Annotated in this window: 17 protein-coding genes; 4 read left to right on the forward strand and 13 right to left on the reverse strand. The window is 47.1% G+C overall.

Annotated elements, in window-relative coordinates; genetic code table 11:
• Window positions 1-24: 24 nt before the first annotated feature.
• A complete protein-coding gene (locus tag AB3R30_RS14330; protein ID WP_458649876.1) occupies window positions 25-972 on the reverse strand; it encodes a LysM peptidoglycan-binding domain-containing M23 family metallopeptidase in 948 nt (315 codons plus the stop codon).
• Between the two features lie 162 nt (window positions 973-1,134).
• On the opposite strand from AB3R30_RS14330, the gene AB3R30_RS14335 reads away from it, so the two are divergent.
• On the forward strand, window positions 1,135-2,343 hold the full coding sequence (locus AB3R30_RS14335) for an HhoA/HhoB/HtrA family serine endopeptidase (protein ID WP_458649877.1): 1,209 nt from the start codon (window positions 1,135-1,137) through the stop codon (window positions 2,341-2,343).
• Window positions 2,344-2,388: 45 nt separating this feature from the next.
• Here the strand turns inward: AB3R30_RS14335 and AB3R30_RS14340 are convergent, their stop codons facing one another.
• Both AB3R30_RS14340 and scpB read right to left on the reverse strand, forming a co-directional pair.
• A complete protein-coding gene (locus AB3R30_RS14340) occupies window positions 2,389-2,667 on the reverse strand; it encodes a DUF760 domain-containing protein (RefSeq protein WP_458649878.1) in 279 nt (92 codons plus the stop codon).
• A gap of 103 nt (window positions 2,668-2,770) precedes the next feature.
• The gene (scpB, locus tag AB3R30_RS14345) at window positions 2,771-3,304 is read right to left on the reverse strand and encodes an SMC-Scp complex subunit ScpB (protein ID WP_458649879.1); all 534 of its coding nucleotides are present in this window, start codon (window positions 3,302-3,304) and stop codon (window positions 2,771-2,773) included.
• 422 nt (window positions 3,305-3,726) lie between these two features.
• On the opposite strand from scpB, the gene AB3R30_RS14350 reads away from it, so the two are divergent.
• The 3 genes from AB3R30_RS14350 (at window position 3,727) to AB3R30_RS14360 (ending at window position 6,762) form a co-directional block, all read left to right on the forward strand.
• Window positions 3,727-4,977, forward strand: coding sequence for a hypothetical protein (locus tag AB3R30_RS14350; protein WP_458649880.1), 1,251 nt, complete (start codon window positions 3,727-3,729; stop codon window positions 4,975-4,977).
• A gap of 59 nt (window positions 4,978-5,036) precedes the next feature.
• Window positions 5,037-5,528 (forward strand): peptidoglycan-binding domain-containing protein, encoded by a 492-nt coding sequence (locus tag AB3R30_RS14355; protein WP_458649881.1) that lies wholly within the window; start codon window positions 5,037-5,039, stop codon window positions 5,526-5,528.
• 412 nt (window positions 5,529-5,940) lie between these two features.
• Complete coding sequence (locus AB3R30_RS14360; protein WP_458649882.1) at window positions 5,941-6,762, forward strand: hypothetical protein; 822 nt, start codon at window positions 5,941-5,943, stop codon at window positions 6,760-6,762.
• 86 nt (window positions 6,763-6,848) lie between these two features.
• Here the strand turns inward: AB3R30_RS14360 and AB3R30_RS14365 are convergent, their stop codons facing one another.
• The 10 genes from AB3R30_RS14365 to treY form a co-directional block, all read right to left on the reverse strand.
• Window positions 6,849-7,214, reverse strand: coding sequence for a DUF1232 domain-containing protein (locus AB3R30_RS14365; protein ID WP_458649883.1), 366 nt, complete (start codon window positions 7,212-7,214; stop codon window positions 6,849-6,851).
• 68 nt (window positions 7,215-7,282) lie between these two features.
• Entirely contained in the window at window positions 7,283-8,092 is an 810-nt protein-coding gene (locus AB3R30_RS14370) for a pathogenesis-related family 1 protein (RefSeq protein ID WP_458649884.1), read from the reverse strand.
• 58 nt (window positions 8,093-8,150) lie between these two features.
• A complete protein-coding gene (locus AB3R30_RS14375; RefSeq protein WP_458649885.1) occupies window positions 8,151-8,981 on the reverse strand; it encodes a DUF3598 family protein in 831 nt (276 codons plus the stop codon).
• Between the two features lie 2 nt (window positions 8,982-8,983).
• Complete coding sequence (locus AB3R30_RS14380; protein WP_458649886.1) at window positions 8,984-9,886, reverse strand: cell division protein FtsX; 903 nt, start codon at window positions 9,884-9,886, stop codon at window positions 8,984-8,986.
• A gap of 134 nt (window positions 9,887-10,020) precedes the next feature.
• Window positions 10,021-10,791, reverse strand: coding sequence for a hypothetical protein (locus tag AB3R30_RS14385; protein ID WP_458649887.1), 771 nt, complete (start codon window positions 10,789-10,791; stop codon window positions 10,021-10,023).
• A gap of 26 nt (window positions 10,792-10,817) precedes the next feature.
• On the reverse strand, window positions 10,818-12,143 hold the full coding sequence (locus AB3R30_RS14390; RefSeq protein ID WP_458649888.1) for a DNA methyltransferase: 1,326 nt from the start codon (window positions 12,141-12,143) through the stop codon (window positions 10,818-10,820).
• 190 nt (window positions 12,144-12,333) lie between these two features.
• Window positions 12,334-13,722 carry an asparagine--tRNA ligase gene (asnS, locus tag AB3R30_RS14395; protein ID WP_458649889.1) on the reverse strand — a complete coding sequence of 463 codons (1,389 nt, stop codon included), beginning with the start codon at window positions 13,720-13,722 and terminating at the stop codon, window positions 12,334-12,336.
• A 110-nt stretch (window positions 13,723-13,832) separates the two neighbouring features.
• Window positions 13,833-14,222 (reverse strand): (2Fe-2S) ferredoxin domain-containing protein, encoded by a 390-nt coding sequence (locus AB3R30_RS14400; RefSeq protein ID WP_458649890.1) that lies wholly within the window; start codon window positions 14,220-14,222, stop codon window positions 13,833-13,835.
• Window positions 14,223-14,464: 242 nt separating this feature from the next.
• Complete coding sequence (locus tag AB3R30_RS14405) at window positions 14,465-15,994, reverse strand: trehalase family glycosidase (protein ID WP_458649891.1); 1,530 nt, start codon at window positions 15,992-15,994, stop codon at window positions 14,465-14,467.
• 11 nt (window positions 15,995-16,005) lie between these two features.
• Window positions 16,006-18,801: a malto-oligosyltrehalose synthase gene (treY, locus tag AB3R30_RS14410; protein ID WP_458649892.1), complete on the reverse strand. Its 2,796-nt coding sequence runs from the start codon at window positions 18,799-18,801 to the stop codon at window positions 16,006-16,008.
• Between the last annotated feature and the right edge of the window lie 21 nt (window positions 18,802-18,822).

Here is an 18,822-nt window from a genome sequence, read left to right on the forward strand (position 1 = left end):
GTGGATATCTGATCAAGCCTCAACCTAGCGATTATCAGCACGTCGAGCATTTTTCAGCAAAATCACCTGGGGATCTTCCGCCACCCAACCCAAGCTAGAGCGCGATCGCACTTCAAAGTGAAGATGGGGCTGCTGAGAACTAGGACGACCCGAAAAACCTACTGTGCCAATTGGTTGCCCCTTGTTGACTCGCTGACCCACCTTTACGGCAATTTGTCCTAGCTGGGCATAGCGAGTTTGCAATCCTTCCGCATGGTTAATTACCACTAAGTTACCCAAAGCGCCTTGAACTCCGGCAAAGGCAATTGTTCCGGCTCCGACAGATAGCACGGCAGTATTTTGCGTTGCTGCCAAATCTACGCCGCTATGAAAGCCCACTGTCCCTGTTTCCGGCTGTACGCCATAGCCATAATTGAGCAACACTGCCGATTCCGACGGGGCGGCAGGTAAGGGATAGCCAGACAAAATGGCTCTCGATTGGCGCGGCAGAGTTTGGGCAGCGGTGCCAACGGGCGACCAGTTAACCCCTGGAATGAAAACGACTTTGGGCGATCGCTGACAGCCATTCACCTCAAACAGCACATCCGGGCGGACTTTGTATGCCTTCGCTACCTCACGCCAAGTTTTCCCCGCTCCCAACTCAACCCGAATGCCGTTAAAGGGCGGCACTAGAATTGAAGCCCCAACCGGAGCTTTCCCACCCCGCAAAACCGAATTGAAGCCAAGCAGGGTTGCAGGAATCAGGCTATATTTTTGGGCGATCGCCTCTATGGTTTCCCCTGGCGCAACCGTATGACGCTTTAAGCGAGAGAGTGCGGGAGTTGGGCAAGAGCTAGGCGTAGTTTCTCCTCTGGGGAATTGCTCGGTCGTTTGGCTAACCCCCTCTGCGGCAAAGCTAAATTCCCAGCCGAGGGCAATCAGCAAAAAAACTGACCAGACCGAATGGCAAAATCGTGATGAGCAGGATGGCATAAAAAACAGCAGTTAAGTCAATAAAGCAATTCGTAGCTATTTCCAGGTTAATCGACCCATCGCGAGATCGGCTTGCTTCATTCTTCTTTCGCAAAGGTGCTGCCCATTTCAGTTGAAGTAAAGTAGGGTAGGATTACCGCTATTGATCACCCCCACTGACCTATGAAGCTATCGTTTAAACAACTGGCAACTTATGTATCATTACTTGCAGTGGGCAGTGGTGCAGGGATTGTGGGCAGTCACTATTTGATTAATCAAGTACAGGAGAAGCCAAACGCTGCGGAGCCTTCTGTGTTAGTCCAGCCCATGGTGAATGCGAATAAGCTACTGGCAAAATCCGCATTTACTAATTCAAATTTTATTGCGGTGGCGGTGGAACGGGTGGGACCGGCTGTGGTGCGGATTGATTCATCTCGCACCCTAACGAATGATTTGCCCGATGCATTGCGATCGCCCTTTTTCCGCCGCTTTTTTGGGGGCAACTCCCCCGCCGAACCCAAAGAGCGGGTGGAACGGGGCACGGGTTCCGGGTTCGTTTTATCTCAAAATGGGCAAATCATCACCAATGCCCATGTAGTATCCGGCTCACAAACTGTGGAAGTGACCCTAAAGGATGGGCGCACTTTTGAAGGGCGAGTCATGGGTGTAGATTCTGTGACGGATGTGGCGGTCGTGAAAATCAACGCGAAGGATCTGCCTGTCGTGAAGTTGGGCAAATCAGCAGGGCTAGTTCCGGGGCAGTGGGCGATCGCGATCGGCAACCCGTTAGGACTCGATAACACCGTCACGGCGGGGATCATTAGCGCAATCGGGCGATCGAGTTCCCAAGTGGGCGTACCCGATAAGCGTGTTAGCTTCATTCAAACCGATGCCGCAATTAATCCAGGGAATTCTGGTGGTCCCCTATTAAACGATGAGGGCGAAGTGATTGGGGTAAATACCGCCATCCGTGCCGATGCTCAAGGCTTGGGGTTTGCCATTCCGATCGAAACGGCTCAACGAGTTGCCGAACAACTGATTAGCAAAGGCAAGGTCGAGCATCCCTTTCTCGGTGTGCAAATGGTCGATCTCACGCCTACCCTGCGAAAAAAAATTAATGAAACCGATAACTTAAAGCTCAAAATCAGCCGCGATCAAGGGGTGTTGATTGTGCGAGTGATGGATAATTCTCCAGCGGCTAAAGCCGGCATTCAGCAAGGCGATGTGATTCAAAAAGTGGATGGTCAACCGATAAAATCTGCAACAGAAGTGCAAGCAAAGGTAGAAGCCAGCAAAATTGGCGGGAATTTATCGCTAGAAATCGTTCGCAACGGTCAGGCTCGACAAGTGCAGATTCAGCCAAAAGCTTTTCCTAAAGAGCAGCAAAATTAGGGAAGAGGGAAGAGGGAAAGAACCTTACTGAGACCCGAAATTTGATTACTCATTTTTAAGTGGCAGCGAATTTCCTAAAAGAGATTCCATATCCATCCGCTGCTCCATTTGGCGTAGGAAATAGCCCGTCATCATCGCAGAAACCAGTAGTCCAGCCATATTTTCGCGATCGGTGGTGATTTTGATATTGAAGCCTTCCGGGGGCAGCATTCCCAATAAGCCTTGCACATTGTGAGTAATGATTTGCTTAACTTCTGGGCTAACCGACTTTGCCACCTGAGCCAATACTTCCGGCGGCTGATGCTGAAGATATTGCAGAAGCATGTTAACTTCTTGGACTTCGGAATCAGAATTCAAAAAGTTTGCGCTGTCAGAATTGAAAATCATGGAAGACTGAGTAGGATTCATTGTCACTATTCTGCCATTATCAACTCAGAGTTTCATCTGTATCGGGTGAAGAAGTTTCATTCTTGCTTAAGTATTGGGTTAGCTCTAAAGTTTGGTCAGAATTTAGTTGAAAATACTGATGAAATTTTTCGGTGACCTGAAGCCAAAACGATCGCCCATCGGATTGTTTTCGTTTGCGGACAAACCCTAATTCAACCAATTCTTGGACGTGCTGATAAACATTTGAACCCCGGATTTCAACTAGGTCAGTTTGAGAGATTTTGCCTTTAAGCGCGATCGCGGCTAAGGTTCGCAAGGCACCCAAACCTACATCGGCTGGCAGCAAAGTTTGAATTAAACTATGAAAGGTATCCCGCAGTTGCAAACTATAACCACTGGGGGTTTCCGTCACTTCTAAAGCGCTATCTCGATGAGCATAGTCTTCCATTAGTTCTAGGAGTGCTTCTTTAACCGCAGCGCGATCGCACCCAGCATAGTCAGCAATTTCTGCCACGGTTAGCGGTTGTGCTTTGAGATAAAGAATCGCTTCAATGGTGCTAGGAAGATGGGGCATGGAGGTGCGGAGTACAGAGTTGAGAGCTAAAAATTTTGCTTAGATCTAGAACAGAGTTGAGAGCTAAAAATTTTGCTTAGATCTAGAAATGAGGCATTGCTGAATCTGGGGATGAAATTTGTAGGGGCAATCCCTTGTGGTTGCCCTCCACCTACGCCAGGGTAAACATAAGACCTCCGCCTACAGTCAGAAATCATACTTGCATTCAGCAGCGCCGAAATGCAACGGGATAAGAAATCGGTATTGTGAGGATGGTTCTAAATTGCAGTAAGGCTGAGCCTTTTTAGCTTAGCGGATTCCTCGTGACGCTCTATTGTTTTTGAGTCGCTAAAACTTTCCTGATGGAGCGAGATCGCGGGTGGAAAAAATAGCATCAGTGCTGTCGTGTGTCTCTGTTTTATTCGACATTCAAGGTTATTGCTATGAAATCTACCAATCTTGCCGCTGTTTTGGATCATCGCCTATCTCTCAAATCTATTGTGCCGCTAACTCTGGCTGTGACGAACCTGATGATGTGTTCGGCTGCCAATACTCCCGCGATCGCGGCTGAGTTGCCCAATCCCAACCCGGTTCCACTCGCTCAAACTGCTGCTACTCGTGACGTTCCCATGCCTGGAGCCTTGATTAGCGCCGTGTTGCAAGATGCCTACAAGCGCACCAATCTTCCACCCGCCACCCTCAGAGTCAGTCAGGCGAAAGCATCGACCTTTAGCAATCCCTGCGTCTTCAATTTTGGCGAGATTTGCACCAAAGAGTACAACCCTGTGACAGGCTGGGAGGTTTTGGTGCAGGGAAATAACCAAACCTGGAACTATCGCGTAGATAAAACGGGTTCCAAGATTGTGATCAATCCCAAAAATGTTGCTGCCCTTGCTCTACCAGTTCCCCTGCAAAATCAGATTTTGACGGCTGCTGCAAGTCGGGCGGGTCTGCCTCCTACTAATATCAAGATTACTCAAGCTACCGCTAAAACCTTTGGCAATGCCTGTGCATTCAACTTTGGCGAAGTTTGTACGTCTGAGTATCGCCCGATCGAAGGCTGGGAAGTGTTAGTCACCGTTCGTGGGCAAACTTGGACGTATCACATCGACAAAACCGGATCTCAGATTGCGCTTGATCCAAAAGTGAACGGCACCAGCGCTCAATTGCCTGCCGCAGTGCAAATGGCAGTGATGCAAGATGCGACGAAATGGGCGCGATCGCAAGCCGTAAAAATTGCCGCAGCAAAACCGCAAACTTGGGGCAATAGCTGTTCCTTTGGCTTCGGCAGCATTTGCCCAATGATGTATCAACCGATTGAAGGGTGGGAGGTGAAGGTTAGCACTGGCACCCTGAACTGGTCTTATCGCACCAATCAAACAGGAACCCAGCTTGTGATGGATCGTCGCCCCATTTTACCTAGCCAAGTTGCCGACGCGATCGCCCAAGATATCCTCAAACGCAATGGGCGCAATGCTCGTCCTGAAGCCCTCCGCTTTTTGGATGTGACACAGCAGTCTAATCGATCCTGTGTGCTATTGGGGGGATGCCGCGACGAAACGAACTGGTTGGCGATCGTGTCCAATGGTCAGCAGCAATGGGGCTATCAATCGAATGAACGCGGGTCGCGAGTGATTCCTATAGCTGTAAGCCAGGTGCTTCAGGCAAATGATAAAGCCGTGAGTAATCGTTAACTCGACTTGCTTTGGAGAGCGGTGTATGGTGTGGGGAGTAAGCAACTTTGCACCGCTTTATGGCAATTCATCATTTAATTAACAGTCGCCTCAACCCAATTTATGCGACCCTTGATACCGCTACAACGGGTACAATTTTACGCCCGTGGGATGTGGGCGATGAGGTGATTGAACTACAAGAACTACTAAAAGCGTTTGGGTTTAAGCTGGCGGTTACGGGTGAATATGACAGTCGCACTGAAGATTGTGTGATGATTTTTCAGCGTCGCCATGGGTTTCGGGTAGATGCGGTGATTGGTCCCAAAACTTGGGCAGCCCTCAAGCTTGGCGTGAAACCGGGTAGCCGAATTCTGCGTCAAGGGCTTTCGGGTTTGGATGTCTATGAACTGCAAGGATTGTTGAACATTAACGGTTATGCGATCGCGCGGGATGGTTTTTTTGAAGATCAAACCTACGAAGCCGTGATGGAATTTCAGCAACAGCACAAACTTAGGGAAACGGGGATGTGCGATCGCGTCATGTGGGTAATGCTGCAAAACCGCGCTCGGTAGTTCTTTTACATCTACACCCTACATGAATGGTTGATCTCTATTCTCCTTGAAGAGGTAGAGAAGAGATAGACGAATTTTCGTGAATTAAAGCTGAACTGTTTTACGACGTGATGTTTTACGACGTGATACAGAGCAATAACCCAATCCGAAATTTAGCTCTGTCGAACGCTCATCTTGAACATCATAGAAGACATAATTTGTATTCTTGAGTAAAAATATACACAGCTTAAAAACTCAAATTTTTTAGAAGAAGACAATATAGACTTTAGTCAAGACGGGAAAGTGGTGGCTTTGTTTAATTGACTGAGGCGTGCCCTTCACAAATATTCGACTAAACTTAAATCAAGCGATCGCCATCTTTTGTGACGATAGGGGTGAAGACCGGGGGCTTTTCTGCAACAGCAGAGATTTTATGATAGATCTGCCACATAATTCTATTGATGCTGCCACTCAAGCGGCGGTCAGTCATGCCGCTAATTTGCTGCATCATTACAGCTTTGAGTTAGACGTAACCGTTGAGCAACAAATGGCTGCCTGGTTAAAAACATATCCAGCGCAATGGATCTTGTTGTCCGTCGTCGAAGCTCTATATCAAGGGCGATACAAAGCCGTTTCGGTGGAGCAAATTTTACACATTTGGCAGCGGCGTGGGCAACCGCTTTGCCATTTCACTCATGAGTTTGAGCGATTAGTGCGAAGTGAAATTCCTGCGGCGATCGCGCCCCCATCTAACCCAGAAATCCAACCTGAACCGTTGCCCCAACCAACCCTTTCGTATCGCACTATGCTGCTTCAGCTTCCCAGTGTCAAAGCTGCTTCTAGGCTAAAGCGCCTTACCGAAATTCCTTCGCTCACGTTTCCCTTAAATGGCGAAACAGACCTATCCGGGCAAAGCCAAGCGCAAAATTTGGTACGCCGAACAACCATCACTTCAAGCCACTCAGTAGACCTACCCGCAGTTGCAGAATTAATCAGTCAGCCAGTCAGTGGAGGTGAGGCGATCGCATCTACATCTCATCTATTTGAATCTAATGCGTTGGAATCCTCATCTAACAAACCAAGATTGCCAGGAGAGAGCGATCGCGACTTTCAGCAGTTTAAGGAAGGGGTAATTTTTGCGCTCAGTTCAGGCTTGTCAAACCCAACGTTGCATCCAGTCATTCGGCTGCACCTGATTCAATATTATCGGCTTGACTGGCACTACTTTATAGACAGTCAAGCCCCTTGTGTGTAAGCGTTTGTGTGTAAGCGTTTGTGTGTAAGCGTTTGTCAGAATAATACAGCTAGATAGGACAGACTGCATTCCAGTATGTGCTTAAACTACGCAAGCAAATTTTCATGCTTGTTCTGTTTTTGCTCTTTACGCGCTTTCTTCCCATCTAGCAAAACCTGTGACATTTCCGCTGCCAAAATGGTGACCACCACAGCATCATCGATTTGACCCACTACCGGAAACACATCAGGCACCACGTCAAAAGGATTCAGCACATAAAGCAATGTGCCGCCCACGATCCACCAGCGGAGTTTGGGCTGACGGAGCGTGTTGCGATACCAGGAGTAAACAAATTTGAGGGGAGACATGGCTAATTTCCATTTGACTACACAGTAAGGATTCAAAGCTTTCGGCGATCGCTTCGGTAATCGATAGAGTCGGATAGCCGTCAAAAATTGGCTAGGAATCGACACTAGAGTTTATTGGATATAAAAGTATCTCGCTAATACGGCTTTTGTTTATTGGATGTAAAAGTATCTCGCTAATACGGCTTTTGTCCTCTAAAATTTCCCGGTGGATCGTAGTTACAAACCCACACTTCCCGACCGTTGCCGCGTGCCATGCCACACCCAACTTGTTTTGTGCTGCGCCAGACAATTTGCGTATAGTGTCCGCACATTTTGCCCGGTTTACAGGTATTCGTCTTGTAGTTGTAATCGCTGACTTCTTCACCCCACATTTTCACCACCCGTTCTGGACTCAACTGCTGTCCAGATGCAGCGGCTAGATTTTCTCCATAGCGTGAGTTTGGACGATGCTCAAATCGATTTTCCTTCAAAAGTTTGGTTGCCCATTGCTGAGCAACAGTTGCCAACTGGGGCGACCAGGTGACAGCAGAAACTCCCGTTCGCTTACGCCAGTCGTTGTGAGCATTCAGCATCTGCTGAGTTCCTGCTTGACTGGATACGTCATACACCGTGGTAGCAATCCCGGCATTTTGAGCGCTGTTTAAGGACTTAATCCGGTCAACCCCAACGCCTTTTTCGGTGGTGCCACTCTGGACATATTTCACGTCATAGCGCACACCCGATTGACTATTCCAGGCATAGCCCGTTAATAAAGCTTCTCGCCATTGATTTCCTTGGCGCACATAGACTGGTTTGCCATCCAGCGGAAACGGCAGGGCTGGTTTTTGAGCGATTTCCGTAAGAGATCTGCTTGGCGAAATCGCGTTCGGGAGAGATTGAATCCCCGCTAAAATTCCATTGGCTGGCAGCGTCGGATTGATGTAAGCCGTTAACAAACCGACTGCGATCGCTGTAGCGAGTGAACCATATCGTAGTGGAATCATCTTTTTGCCTACCCCAAACATCTCGTTGTCTTGAGTATGCCCCAGTGGTTAAAGTTCCCTACTTAACCGAAACTTTTTGTTCAGTCACTAGGGTTAAACTGAGCCATTCGCCCTTGTCGCTATAGCTCCGGATCATTCGTTGGCGCAGATTGGGCTGAATCAGCCAGCCAACCTCTAAGAAAAAAGCGTCTCCTTTTTTGATTTGCACGGGGCAGTTTGAGGATGCTCCATTGGGCAATAACATCACCTGAATAGGTTGAACGCTTTGGGTAAACAGCAGCCGATTGTCCTCAATTTCTGCAACTGAGGCGATCGCTTGGCTGGATGTGCCCGACCCAAAAGATAATTCTTGCAACAAGCGATCGCCCTCTCGCTGAATTTTTAGGGTGCTAGAAACCGTGGTAGGTTCTCGCCAGTCGGGATAGAGCGTTGTGGCTTCTCCCTGCCAAGTGCCGATCAGGTCTTCCACAGCCAACGGAGGACATTCTAAAACTGCCGTTCCTGCCCGATGTTCTCGGATCAAGGTAACGCGATCGCACTGGCTGTCTCGATTAAACAACTGCACGAATCGCAAGCGGCGATCGCCATAGATAAAGCCGAACTCAGCGCCAAATTCTGAAAACGGTGCAAACTGAAGCGCTCCTTGAGAAAACGCGCCCGCTTCAAAAAAGAGGATTCCCCGCCCCAAAGTGCTGTATTCCAAAAACAGTTCACTGGGTGCAGGCGTGAAGCGGCGGACAATTTGGCGAATAGTTTTGTTGCCATTTAGCCCTTCCAAGGAAACCACGGTTGGCGTATCTTCCAGTTCGTTTCCCTGTATCGAAAAGCGGGTGAATGACCCGTGCCATTCGCCTAAATTTTGGAGTAAACAGTCCCATTGGGATTTCATAGTCACCTCATGGCAATTTTGCGAACGGCGAACAAGCTGCCCATGATCCCAACGGAACTTCCTAAACTCAGTAAGATAATCGCGAGGAATAGGCTTTGGATGGGGCTGATCTGCAAGCCATGGGTTAGGAATTGAATAAATTCTGGCTGTTGAGCTAGGAGCCGATTGAGAAATTGTTGGAAGGCAGTCAGTAGGCTCCAGGCGATCGCGGCTCCGACTACGCCAAAGGTGACCCCCTGCAAAATAAACGGCAGATAGATCCAGCTTGTGGTGGCACCCACCAGTTGCATCACTTCAATTTCGCGCCGACGGGACATGACAATCAGGCGAATGGTGGTAGTAATGACGGCGATCGCGGTGAGGCTTAATAACGTAATTACCACTCCACTCAGCCAACTCAGACCTTGATTAAGCTGAGCCACTCGTTTCACGGCTTCATCTACAAAGATTACTTCATCCACTCCTGCCAGTTGCGAGAGCTTTGCTGCCAAAATCGGTACGCCAGCAGGAGATTTCGCTTTCACCTTAAGTTCGTCAACCAGGGGATTTCCTTCTAGCTGTTGGGTTGCGCCGTTGATTTCTGAAATGCCCAATTCCTTAATTAAAGCGGTCCAGGCTGCTTCTTTAGAAACCGCTTCCACGGCTGCAACTTCTGGCATTGCCACAATGCTTGGCTTCAAATCAGTCGCCTGTACGCCCGTATCGAGGTAGGCAGACACTTCTAGTTGGCTGCCAAATTGATTAAGCAAGCCTTCAAACTGCCAGGATGCTTGCACACTAATGCCAAACAAAAATAGCAGGACTGCGATCGTGCTGATGGCTGCCCAATTCATCCAGCCGCCGCGCCGCAGCCCTAGAAAGGTTTCACGCAGAAGATAGTCGGTTTTTGTGAAAATTTGCAGCATTGTCACTTTATCCTGTGGTCAGCGATCGACTTCAAAAGAGTCGTGGTATACGCTAGACGAAGATGGGGCGATCGTCAATAGCTTAAACAAAGCAGATTGGTAAATAGAAGCGTCACAAAGGGCGATTCGCTAATTTAATCAAAAGAACGCTGTTGATAAGTAGCTAAATCCAATTCATCTAAAGAATTTAGGGCTATCAGTCTGTAATGCTTTTCTCCCGAAATTTGGACGGTAGCATTGGTGATTTCAAATTCAAAAAGCGCGATCAGGTTTTGATCCATAAATTGGGCAGCGATCGGACGACAAATTAGTCTTGGAAATTTTGCCGCGCATAAAGCCGCATCCTGTTCAATCTGGACAATACTTAAACGGTCTTTGCCACCTTTTGCCTGCACTGGAAAAACATAATGGGCACCCCGACAATCAACCCCCACATAAAGTTCATCAGTCTCAACTTGACCTAGCTCAGGCACACTTGTCCGTAAGTGATTTTGAAGGGAGTAGCATGTTACCCCTGTAAAAATATCAATGAGACGGTTGTATCGAAGTTTAGCCAAAAGTGCTTGCTCGTCACTTAAAGCATACATTGCAACAATTCCAGGCGTTGCATCTGGAACTTTTGTTTCTGCCAACATTGCTGATGGAATTAGTACCTGTTCCTTGACAGCCACAAAACAATAACGAGATCGTCCCGCAGGGCGAATAATCCAGATCCTCCCTGATGGAGCAAGAGCATTAATGGACTCTGGCAAATCGACACGATAGCGAAAGCTGTAAATGACATCACCAAGATTTTTAGGTAGTTTGATACCCAATTCTTGGGCAACTGCAATAAGATCCTCACGCTCAAATGCAACTTCAAGCGCTCCTATTTGATAACGCGATAGGAAAACGCGCTCAATCATCTGTCCGTAGCGATTCAAACTCACAATTACAGCGGTATATCGCTGAATGGATACGCGATCGCAGGCATCTTTCCCGACCAGCGCAGCACCACCACTTCTTCACGAATTTGTTCTTTTAAAGCGGTTGCTAAGCGGGTACGAAATAGATCAATCCGAACGACCTCATAGCCTAAGCCTTCAGCAATCTCCGCTAATAGATTGCCGGTGTAAATCATCACCTGAAGATAAGACTTTTGATCGCCAACAACGTAAGCAAGTTGGGCATTAGGGCGGAGTGATTGCCGCAAATCTGCTAGGTGCTTTGCCATACCGCCAAAGTAGTGTTTTGCCGCACGATGATAGAGCTTTTCAAAGCCACTGGTTTTACCCAGTTCAATTCGGCGATCTTCAATGGCTTGAGCAATCTGCTGAATGCCAGCGTGTTTAGAAACCCACTGATCATCGAGATCCGCTTTATAGACATTGCGGGTGTTCGATCGCAGCATTGATCCTTGTTTCAACGCTCGTAGCTCTGCCTTATTATTCAAAAAGCCCAACAGCACGGACTCTAGCCGGGTCGTGCGGGTGTAATCTTTCTCGTTGGGATAGGGCGGCGAGGTGATCACCGCATCGATCGAGTTGGGTTCTAGTACCTGCAACAACTGACGCGAATCGGCATGGTGAATCGTGGCGGATGCATCGGGCAAGGTTTGCAAATAGCGCAAGTCGGCTGCCATTGCCATGACTCGTGCGAGCCATGCTTCAACTACGGGCGCATCGGGCTTGAGCTTGCGGCTCACACCAACTTCTGGACCAAAACGCAGATTGCTAATATCGGTGACGATCGCCCGTGCGAATGCCAGCAGCAAATGGCGTTGATAACCCGACGGCTCCGCTAAAATCTGCTCCTTCAAAATTAGGGCTTTGTGCAACGGTAAGGGACTAATCGAGTTTTTGAGAATAATTTTGACGCTCTCTTCTGGCAGCGATCGCCATTCTTTCTCTCGCTCAATCTCTTTGAGCGATCGTTCTGCAATTCGTTCCGCCTGCTGCATCAACTCATCGGGGTTCGGACTCCAATCGAGCTTCACCGATCCGGCAAAGTGCGCCATTGGGTTCGCTTCCACCCCCACACTGGCAATCCCCAGCATTTTGGCATCCACCACAGTAGTTCCGGTGCCACAAAACGGGTCTAGCACACGCTGTTCCGCCGTGATGCCAAACCGCTCCAAATAATCCTGCACCAAGTGAGGCGGAAAGGACAGCACAAATCGATACCAGTCATGAGCCGCGCGATCGCAGTCCTTCAGTTGGTTAAGCTGAAGACAACTAAAATCTGGTATCTGCTCCGGGGAATCAACAAGATTGGGCAAGGCTCTTTCCATGTCAACAGGGATAATTCAGATCTTGTGCCTCTTGCACACATGAGTCAAGAATTACAATTCTGAGCTTATAGTTCCAGTCCATTTATCAGGACGGGCTTAGGATACCATTCAAAACTCAAAACTCAACATTCAAAACTTATAACAATGATTATCAAACTTGTGCGAGATACAGATAAACCTAAAACTCGACTTCTTGGGGGGCGCGGGGGAAGGGAATCACATCGCGGATGTTGCCCATACCCGTCATGAACTGTACCAGCCGCTCAAAACCTAGCCCAAAGCCTGCGTGGGGCACAGTGCCATAGCGACGTAAATCCAAATACCACCAGTAATCAGCGAGGTCGAGACCTTGGGCGGTAATCCGTTGTTCCAAGACATCTAATCGTTCTTCGCGCTGGGAACCGCCGATAATTTCGCCGATTTTGGGAGCCACAATATCCATCGCGCGGACGGTGTTGCCATCGTCATTCATTCGCATGTAAAAGGCTTTGATCTTGGCGGGATAATCGGTGATGATGGTGGGCTTTTTGAAGTGGTCTTCTGCCAAGTAGCGCTCATGTTCGGATTGCAGATCCAAGCCCCATTCCACTGGATATTCAAACGGTTTACTGGATTTTTCGAGGAGGGCGATCGCGTCCGTATAAGTCACCCGCGCAAACTCATTGTTAATGATGTTATCTGCCGTCGCCAAAATCGAATCATCAATCCGCTGATTGAAAAACTCCATATCTTCTGGGCAAGTTTCCATCACAAACTGGAACACATATTTGAGAAACGCCTCCGCCAGTTCCATATCGCCATCCAAATCGCAGAACGCCATTTCCGGTTCCACCATCCAAAATTCTGCTAGGTGACGCGACGTGTTGGAGTTTTCCGCCCGAAACGTGGGACCAAACGTGTAGACATTGCTAAACGCCATCGCCATAATTTCGGCTTCAAGTTGTCCGCTGACGGTGAGATAAGCATGTTTGCCAAAAAAATCACGGCTAAAATCCACTTGTTTATCATCGGTTAACGGCACCTTGCTCAAATCAAAACCCGTGACGGTGAACATTTCCCCCGCCCCTTCGCAATCACTGGCGCTGATGATCGGCGTATGCACCCAGAGAAAGCCGCGCTCTTGAAAAAACTGATGAATTGCTGTTGCCACCGCATTCCGTACCCGAAACACTGCGCCTAACGTATTGGTACGACCGCGCAGATGTCCAATATCTCGCAAAAACTCAAAGGAGTGCCGTTTTTTTTGCAGGGGATAGGTTTCTGCGTCGGCTTCACCATACACCGTGACAGTATCGGCTTTCAACTCGATCCGCTGTCCTTTCGCCGGAGATTCTACCAATGTACCGGAGACTTCCACGGATGCTCCGGTGCTGAGCCGTTTGATCGTGGCAGCATAGTCTGGCATATCCTGATTGATCACCGTTTGTAGCCCTGCCATAGAAGAGCCGTCATTCACTTCCACAAAGCTAAATTCTTTCTGTTCGCGCTTGGTGCGAACCCAGCCTTTAATAGTGACGGTTTCGGTGGGCTGCCCGTGGCGGAGGAGGTCGGCGATGCGGCGAGTCATAGGGGAAAATGGCGATAGAGATAAGGGGAAGATGGGCAGATTGGCAGGTTTATGGACTGAGTTTGAGTGTAGCAAAAGATAGGGTTTAGTCCGTTTGATGGGATCAACTTTTAGTTAGGGGTGGAAATCTGGCATCGTTTTAGCGGCTGTCCTTTGATGAAATGACTATCCACGATCGCAGGAATATCTGCACCCGTCAGATGACCATAATAATGGCGATTGGGAAATAGTAACCGTCGTAGTTTCATCCTTAGTTTGGTGGGCAACCAGGAGAACTCATTGCCGTTGGGTTGAAAAACTAAGGCGACGGCTCCCGCTTCACAGTGATCCAGACAGCCTGATTTGCAAACTTTAACGCGATCGCTCAACTGCTGCTGTTGAATTTCAGCTTGAAATGCTTCATAGACATCCAGCCCTCCCATCCGACAGCAACAGCCTTCTGGATCATCAGCAGAGCGCTGTTTGGTGCAGACAAAAACACGATATTGCGGAAGATTCATAGCGCTTCATCAAATGTGAGTGATTACTCGTAGTTGTTTCAGGGCAGCATCGTATTCACTCCAGTTGCGGACTCGATAGGGTGGCTTGGGTTTCATTTTCATTGCAATGCTCACAGCAATAGAAGGGCTTAATCTCGTTATTTTATTCCCTATCTCACATCTTTTATGCAACAGCGTCGTTTTCGTTGAGAAATGCCTGAGAGTTCCATCAAGTTCAGGGCACTCATAAAAGGTGATCCTATTTACTTACCTAACAAATGTAAGAACTCTAATACCGTGGCATTTGTCCAGCCAAAGCCGATTTCATTGGAACTGTAACCAAACAGAATTTCATTAGAAACATTGGCGGAACATCGACAAACATCATATTTTTCAACGATTGTTCCAGTTTTTTCAAACTCCTTAGAAACCATTGCTACAAACTTTTTAGCAATTCGTTCTGCATCTTGTTTGTAGCCATATCTCAACAACCCTTGCACCGCAATCAAATTCAACGGTGCCCAGCCGAAAGGTGCATCCCATTGATTGCCGCTGGCATAAGTGCTAGCGAGCAAACCGCCCGCAACTTCAAACCTGTCGAGCGATCGCGCTACAGCAGCAGCCTGTGATTCAGATGCAATGCCTGCCCACAGGGGATAAAATGTGGTGGCAAACTCATAGCGACATTGAGTATTGGTTTGAAAGTTATAGTCGTAATACAGCCCGTCTGCTTCATGCCAGAGAAATTGATCGATCCGCTGATGGCGATCGCTAGCGCGCTGCTGCCATTGTTGAGACATATCATCATGGTTTAGGAGCGTATAGATCTGAGCAATATCTTGTTCCATTTTGTAGAGCAAGACATTTAGACAAACAGGCGCATAGTGAATGATATCAACACTAAATGGACCAAATCGATTGGAAATATCAAAGCCAGATTCGCGCATGGAGCGATCGCCTTTATAAAACAAATCGGTCAATGTATCCTGTTCGTGATCGTAGTAGAGATCGACATTGTAGGCATTGACTGTACAGTGACGATAGTATTCCTGGACGCGATCGTAGTGGGTTTTTCCCTGTTCATCTATTTCCGATGCGACTACTTCTGGCGCGGGACCGTCTCCCAAGGCAAAGTAGCGCGATAACCCAGTTGCTTGATTGAGATGGGGTGGCACTATCCAGTAGTAGTAATAACGCTCAACAAGTGGTAGCACTCGTTGCAACCATTCATGATCCTGAGTGTGCTGAAACAAGGCGAGAATCATCGGTGTAAGTATTGGCGGCTGCGATCGCGATAACATATAAGTACGATTAGCATTCAAAATGATGCCGTAATGCTCAATTTCATAGAGCAATTGCTCAACCATACATTTTGCCAGATCAACTTCTCCATCACGCAGCAACCCAAGCTGAATAAAGTAACTATCCCAGCCATACATTTCGTTAAAACGTCCGCCAGGAACCACGTATGGATGTGGCAAATAGAGTAAACCATGTTCTTGAATTTGGTCTACTTCCGATGGCAAAACCCGTAGTTCAATTTGGTGCCATTCACTTTTGGGAACTGCTTTTTGCAAGGCTTGCTCAATCTCAACCTGATTTTCTTGAGGCGATATATAGACAATCCAGGGTGTGCCGGGTTCATGATTAAGCTTATCATCGTGGGCAGCTTCTAGAATATGTTTATGCGATCGATAAAGCGTTTTCCAGGTTTGTTTAATGTAGATTCTTAGGCGTTGAATTTGCGCTTCTGATGGAAACTCTAACGAGGTTCCAATAAGTTGATTGACCATCGTTAGTTCTCCTAATTTTGGCTAATGAGTAAGGCACCCGGAAACTGTTTTAATGCGTCTCCTAATTTGATCGCAGTCTTTGCTGAAAGTGATTGAGTAGTAATTATGTTTGTCCAATTTTCTGACATGGCAGACGGTAAATTAATTTGAGTATCTTGCCAAATTGAGTGATCTAAAGGAAGCTGATCGGGCTGAATAACAGGGGTGAGGAAGCGGGGAGCGATCGTGATCGCCACTTGACCTTCAAAAGTTCTTGCAAAGGCAACGATGTGATCCGCAAATCTGCCTGAAACCTCCAAGGGTTGATAGTCACCCTGTTGAAAAAGCATCGGATAGTTTTGTCTTGCCTGCAATACTTGATACGTCAAAAATAGCTTAATCCGACCCTCTTCCTTCGTTGCTAGTAGATCCTTTATTAAGCTCAAAAAATCTGACTCTATGCCCGCTTGAATCTCTTGTAAATAAGTTTGTCGTCGGGCATAATCCACCGGACGACGATTATCTGGATCGACTAAGCTCAGATCCCACAACTCACAGCCCTGATAGAGATCAGGAACTCCTGGAGCCGTATTTTTTAACAACACTTGAGAGAGGGAATTGAAAATGCCGTAGGCTGCAATTTGCTTTTGAAAGGGACGAAAAACATGTAGAAACTCATTCTTGGCTTCAAAATCGAGAAGTTTATCAATGAAACCTAAATAGCTATCTTCATAGGTGCTATCGGGTTGCAGCCATGCTGTATGCACTTTAGCTTCTCGAATCGCTTTGATGATGTAATCTTTGATGCGATCGCGAAACGCTATAGTGTCAGCTTCAGCAAAGGGAAAAGCTCCCACTAAAGTTTGATATAAGAAATACTCATCGTTGCGATCGGGAATTGATTTTCCTTTAATTTGCTGCTTCTTGGCTTGATTGATCTCAGCCCAGCGCTGCACCTGTTCTTCCCACTCTGATGGTATTTCAGACAACACATTTAACCGGGCGCGCACATCTTCCCCTCGCTTAGTGTCGTGGGTAGCGGAGGCGTTCATAGAATGCAACCAGCGATTGCATTTTTTACGATTAAAGTCATGAAACTGCGCTAATGTGATGCCAAAATGACTAGGATTGCCGCCTACTTCATTCAACGACAACAAACGGTTGTAAATGTAGAGTGTAGTATCCTCTACTCCCTTTGCCATCAATGGTCCTGTCAACTGTTGAAACTTCATCACAAAGTGTAATCGCTCTTCTTTTTGCACCTCTGTTAACAGATCTTCATCTTGCCTCAATAGAATTTTTTCGATGTAGTTAAGTTCATTGATCAGCCGTGGAATTCTTTCTTTTGCTGAAGCGATCGCCGATTGAATATATCCTTGATCGACTTCACTCAATTGATTTGAAGCCACATAGGTACGATAAACTGGGAATAATGCCAATACTTCGCTGAGCGATCGCTTCAACCCATAGGCAGTGAAATCAACTCCCTGACGGGTTTGACCCGATAGCGATTTTAGTCGTTGCGCTAAATTATCGACATCACCCCCCAAATTCTTATCAATAATCAAATGCTTGTTGTCAGCCACCAATTGCTCATAAGAAGCTCGTGCCCCCGTAAAGCGAGTATAAACCGTTTGAAAATCTGACTCATGTTGAGACTGACAAAAAACTCCATTTAGATAGTTGAGAAACTCATAGCCGCTGGTGCCCTCGGTTTGCCAGTCATCAGGCATTTGCTCCTGTAGTTCTAGAATCTTTTCAACCGTAATGTAAACATCGCCAACTTTTTCTCGCAATCGTTCTAGATATTCAGCCGGATGATACAGTCCATCAATATGATCGACTCTCAAACCTGTGATTTTGCCATCTTTAATCCATTGCTCGATCAATGCATGAGTTTTGTGAAAAACTTTGCTTGTTTCCACCTTGACTGAAATCAATTCATTTACCGTAAAAAATCGCCTGTAGTTGATTTCCTCTGCACCTACCTTCCAAGAAGAAAGCCGATAAAACTGTTCAGATAACAAACTATCTAGTAAGTTAAAACTTTCTGGGTCGTTCACTATTCCATTAAAAGAAATCACATTTGCATCAAATAAATTCTTGATTTCAGTGTTTTGACTATATAACTCCCACAGCAATCCTTTCACAAATGCAATCTGGTCAGATCGCTCTCTGCCTTTGGTTTCTGCTGGAATGCTTTTAATTAAGTATAAGCTGCCTAACAGCTTGATAAAATCAGGATGCTTTCTGCCTAATGCTTTCGTGAGTTGCCCAAGATGAGTGGTAATAAAACGCACATAAGACTCGATTCGCACTGGCAACTTGAGGCTATGGTAGTTAACGTGCAAACCTGCTTCGTCGTAGGTCAGTTGAATTTCGCCATTCTCTAAACAGTTTCCATATAAATCGCCCAATAGTGGTGCAAGAACTCGACCTTTAAAGCTGTCATAGGCATGATTCCATTCGATATCAAAGAACTCGATCGCCTCAGAATCGGGTCCATTCTCCAACACATCCATCAAATATTGATTGGTGCTATCGTATGCCATGTGATTGGGTACGATATCTTGTAGCCAGCCTATTTGATGGTGCTGAAGCGTGTTCACTAAGCTATCAAACTGCTTTGGGGTGCCAACTTCTGGATTAATCTGAGTCGGATCAACGACATCATATCCATGAGTGCTACCTGCTCTCGCTTTGAAAATGGGAGAAGCATAGAGATCAGAGATTCCTAATGCTGCTAGATAATGGGCGATCGCGTAGGCTGCTTCAAAGTTAAATCCAGAATGAAACTGAATTCGATAAGTAGAAATAGGAATTTTCATAGGATGTGGAGTTAACTAAAA

Source organism: Sivoneniella epilithica UHCC 1019 (assembly GCF_040830845.1).
Lineage (GTDB): Bacteria > Cyanobacteriota > Cyanobacteriia > Leptolyngbyales > Leptolyngbyaceae > ULC077BIN1.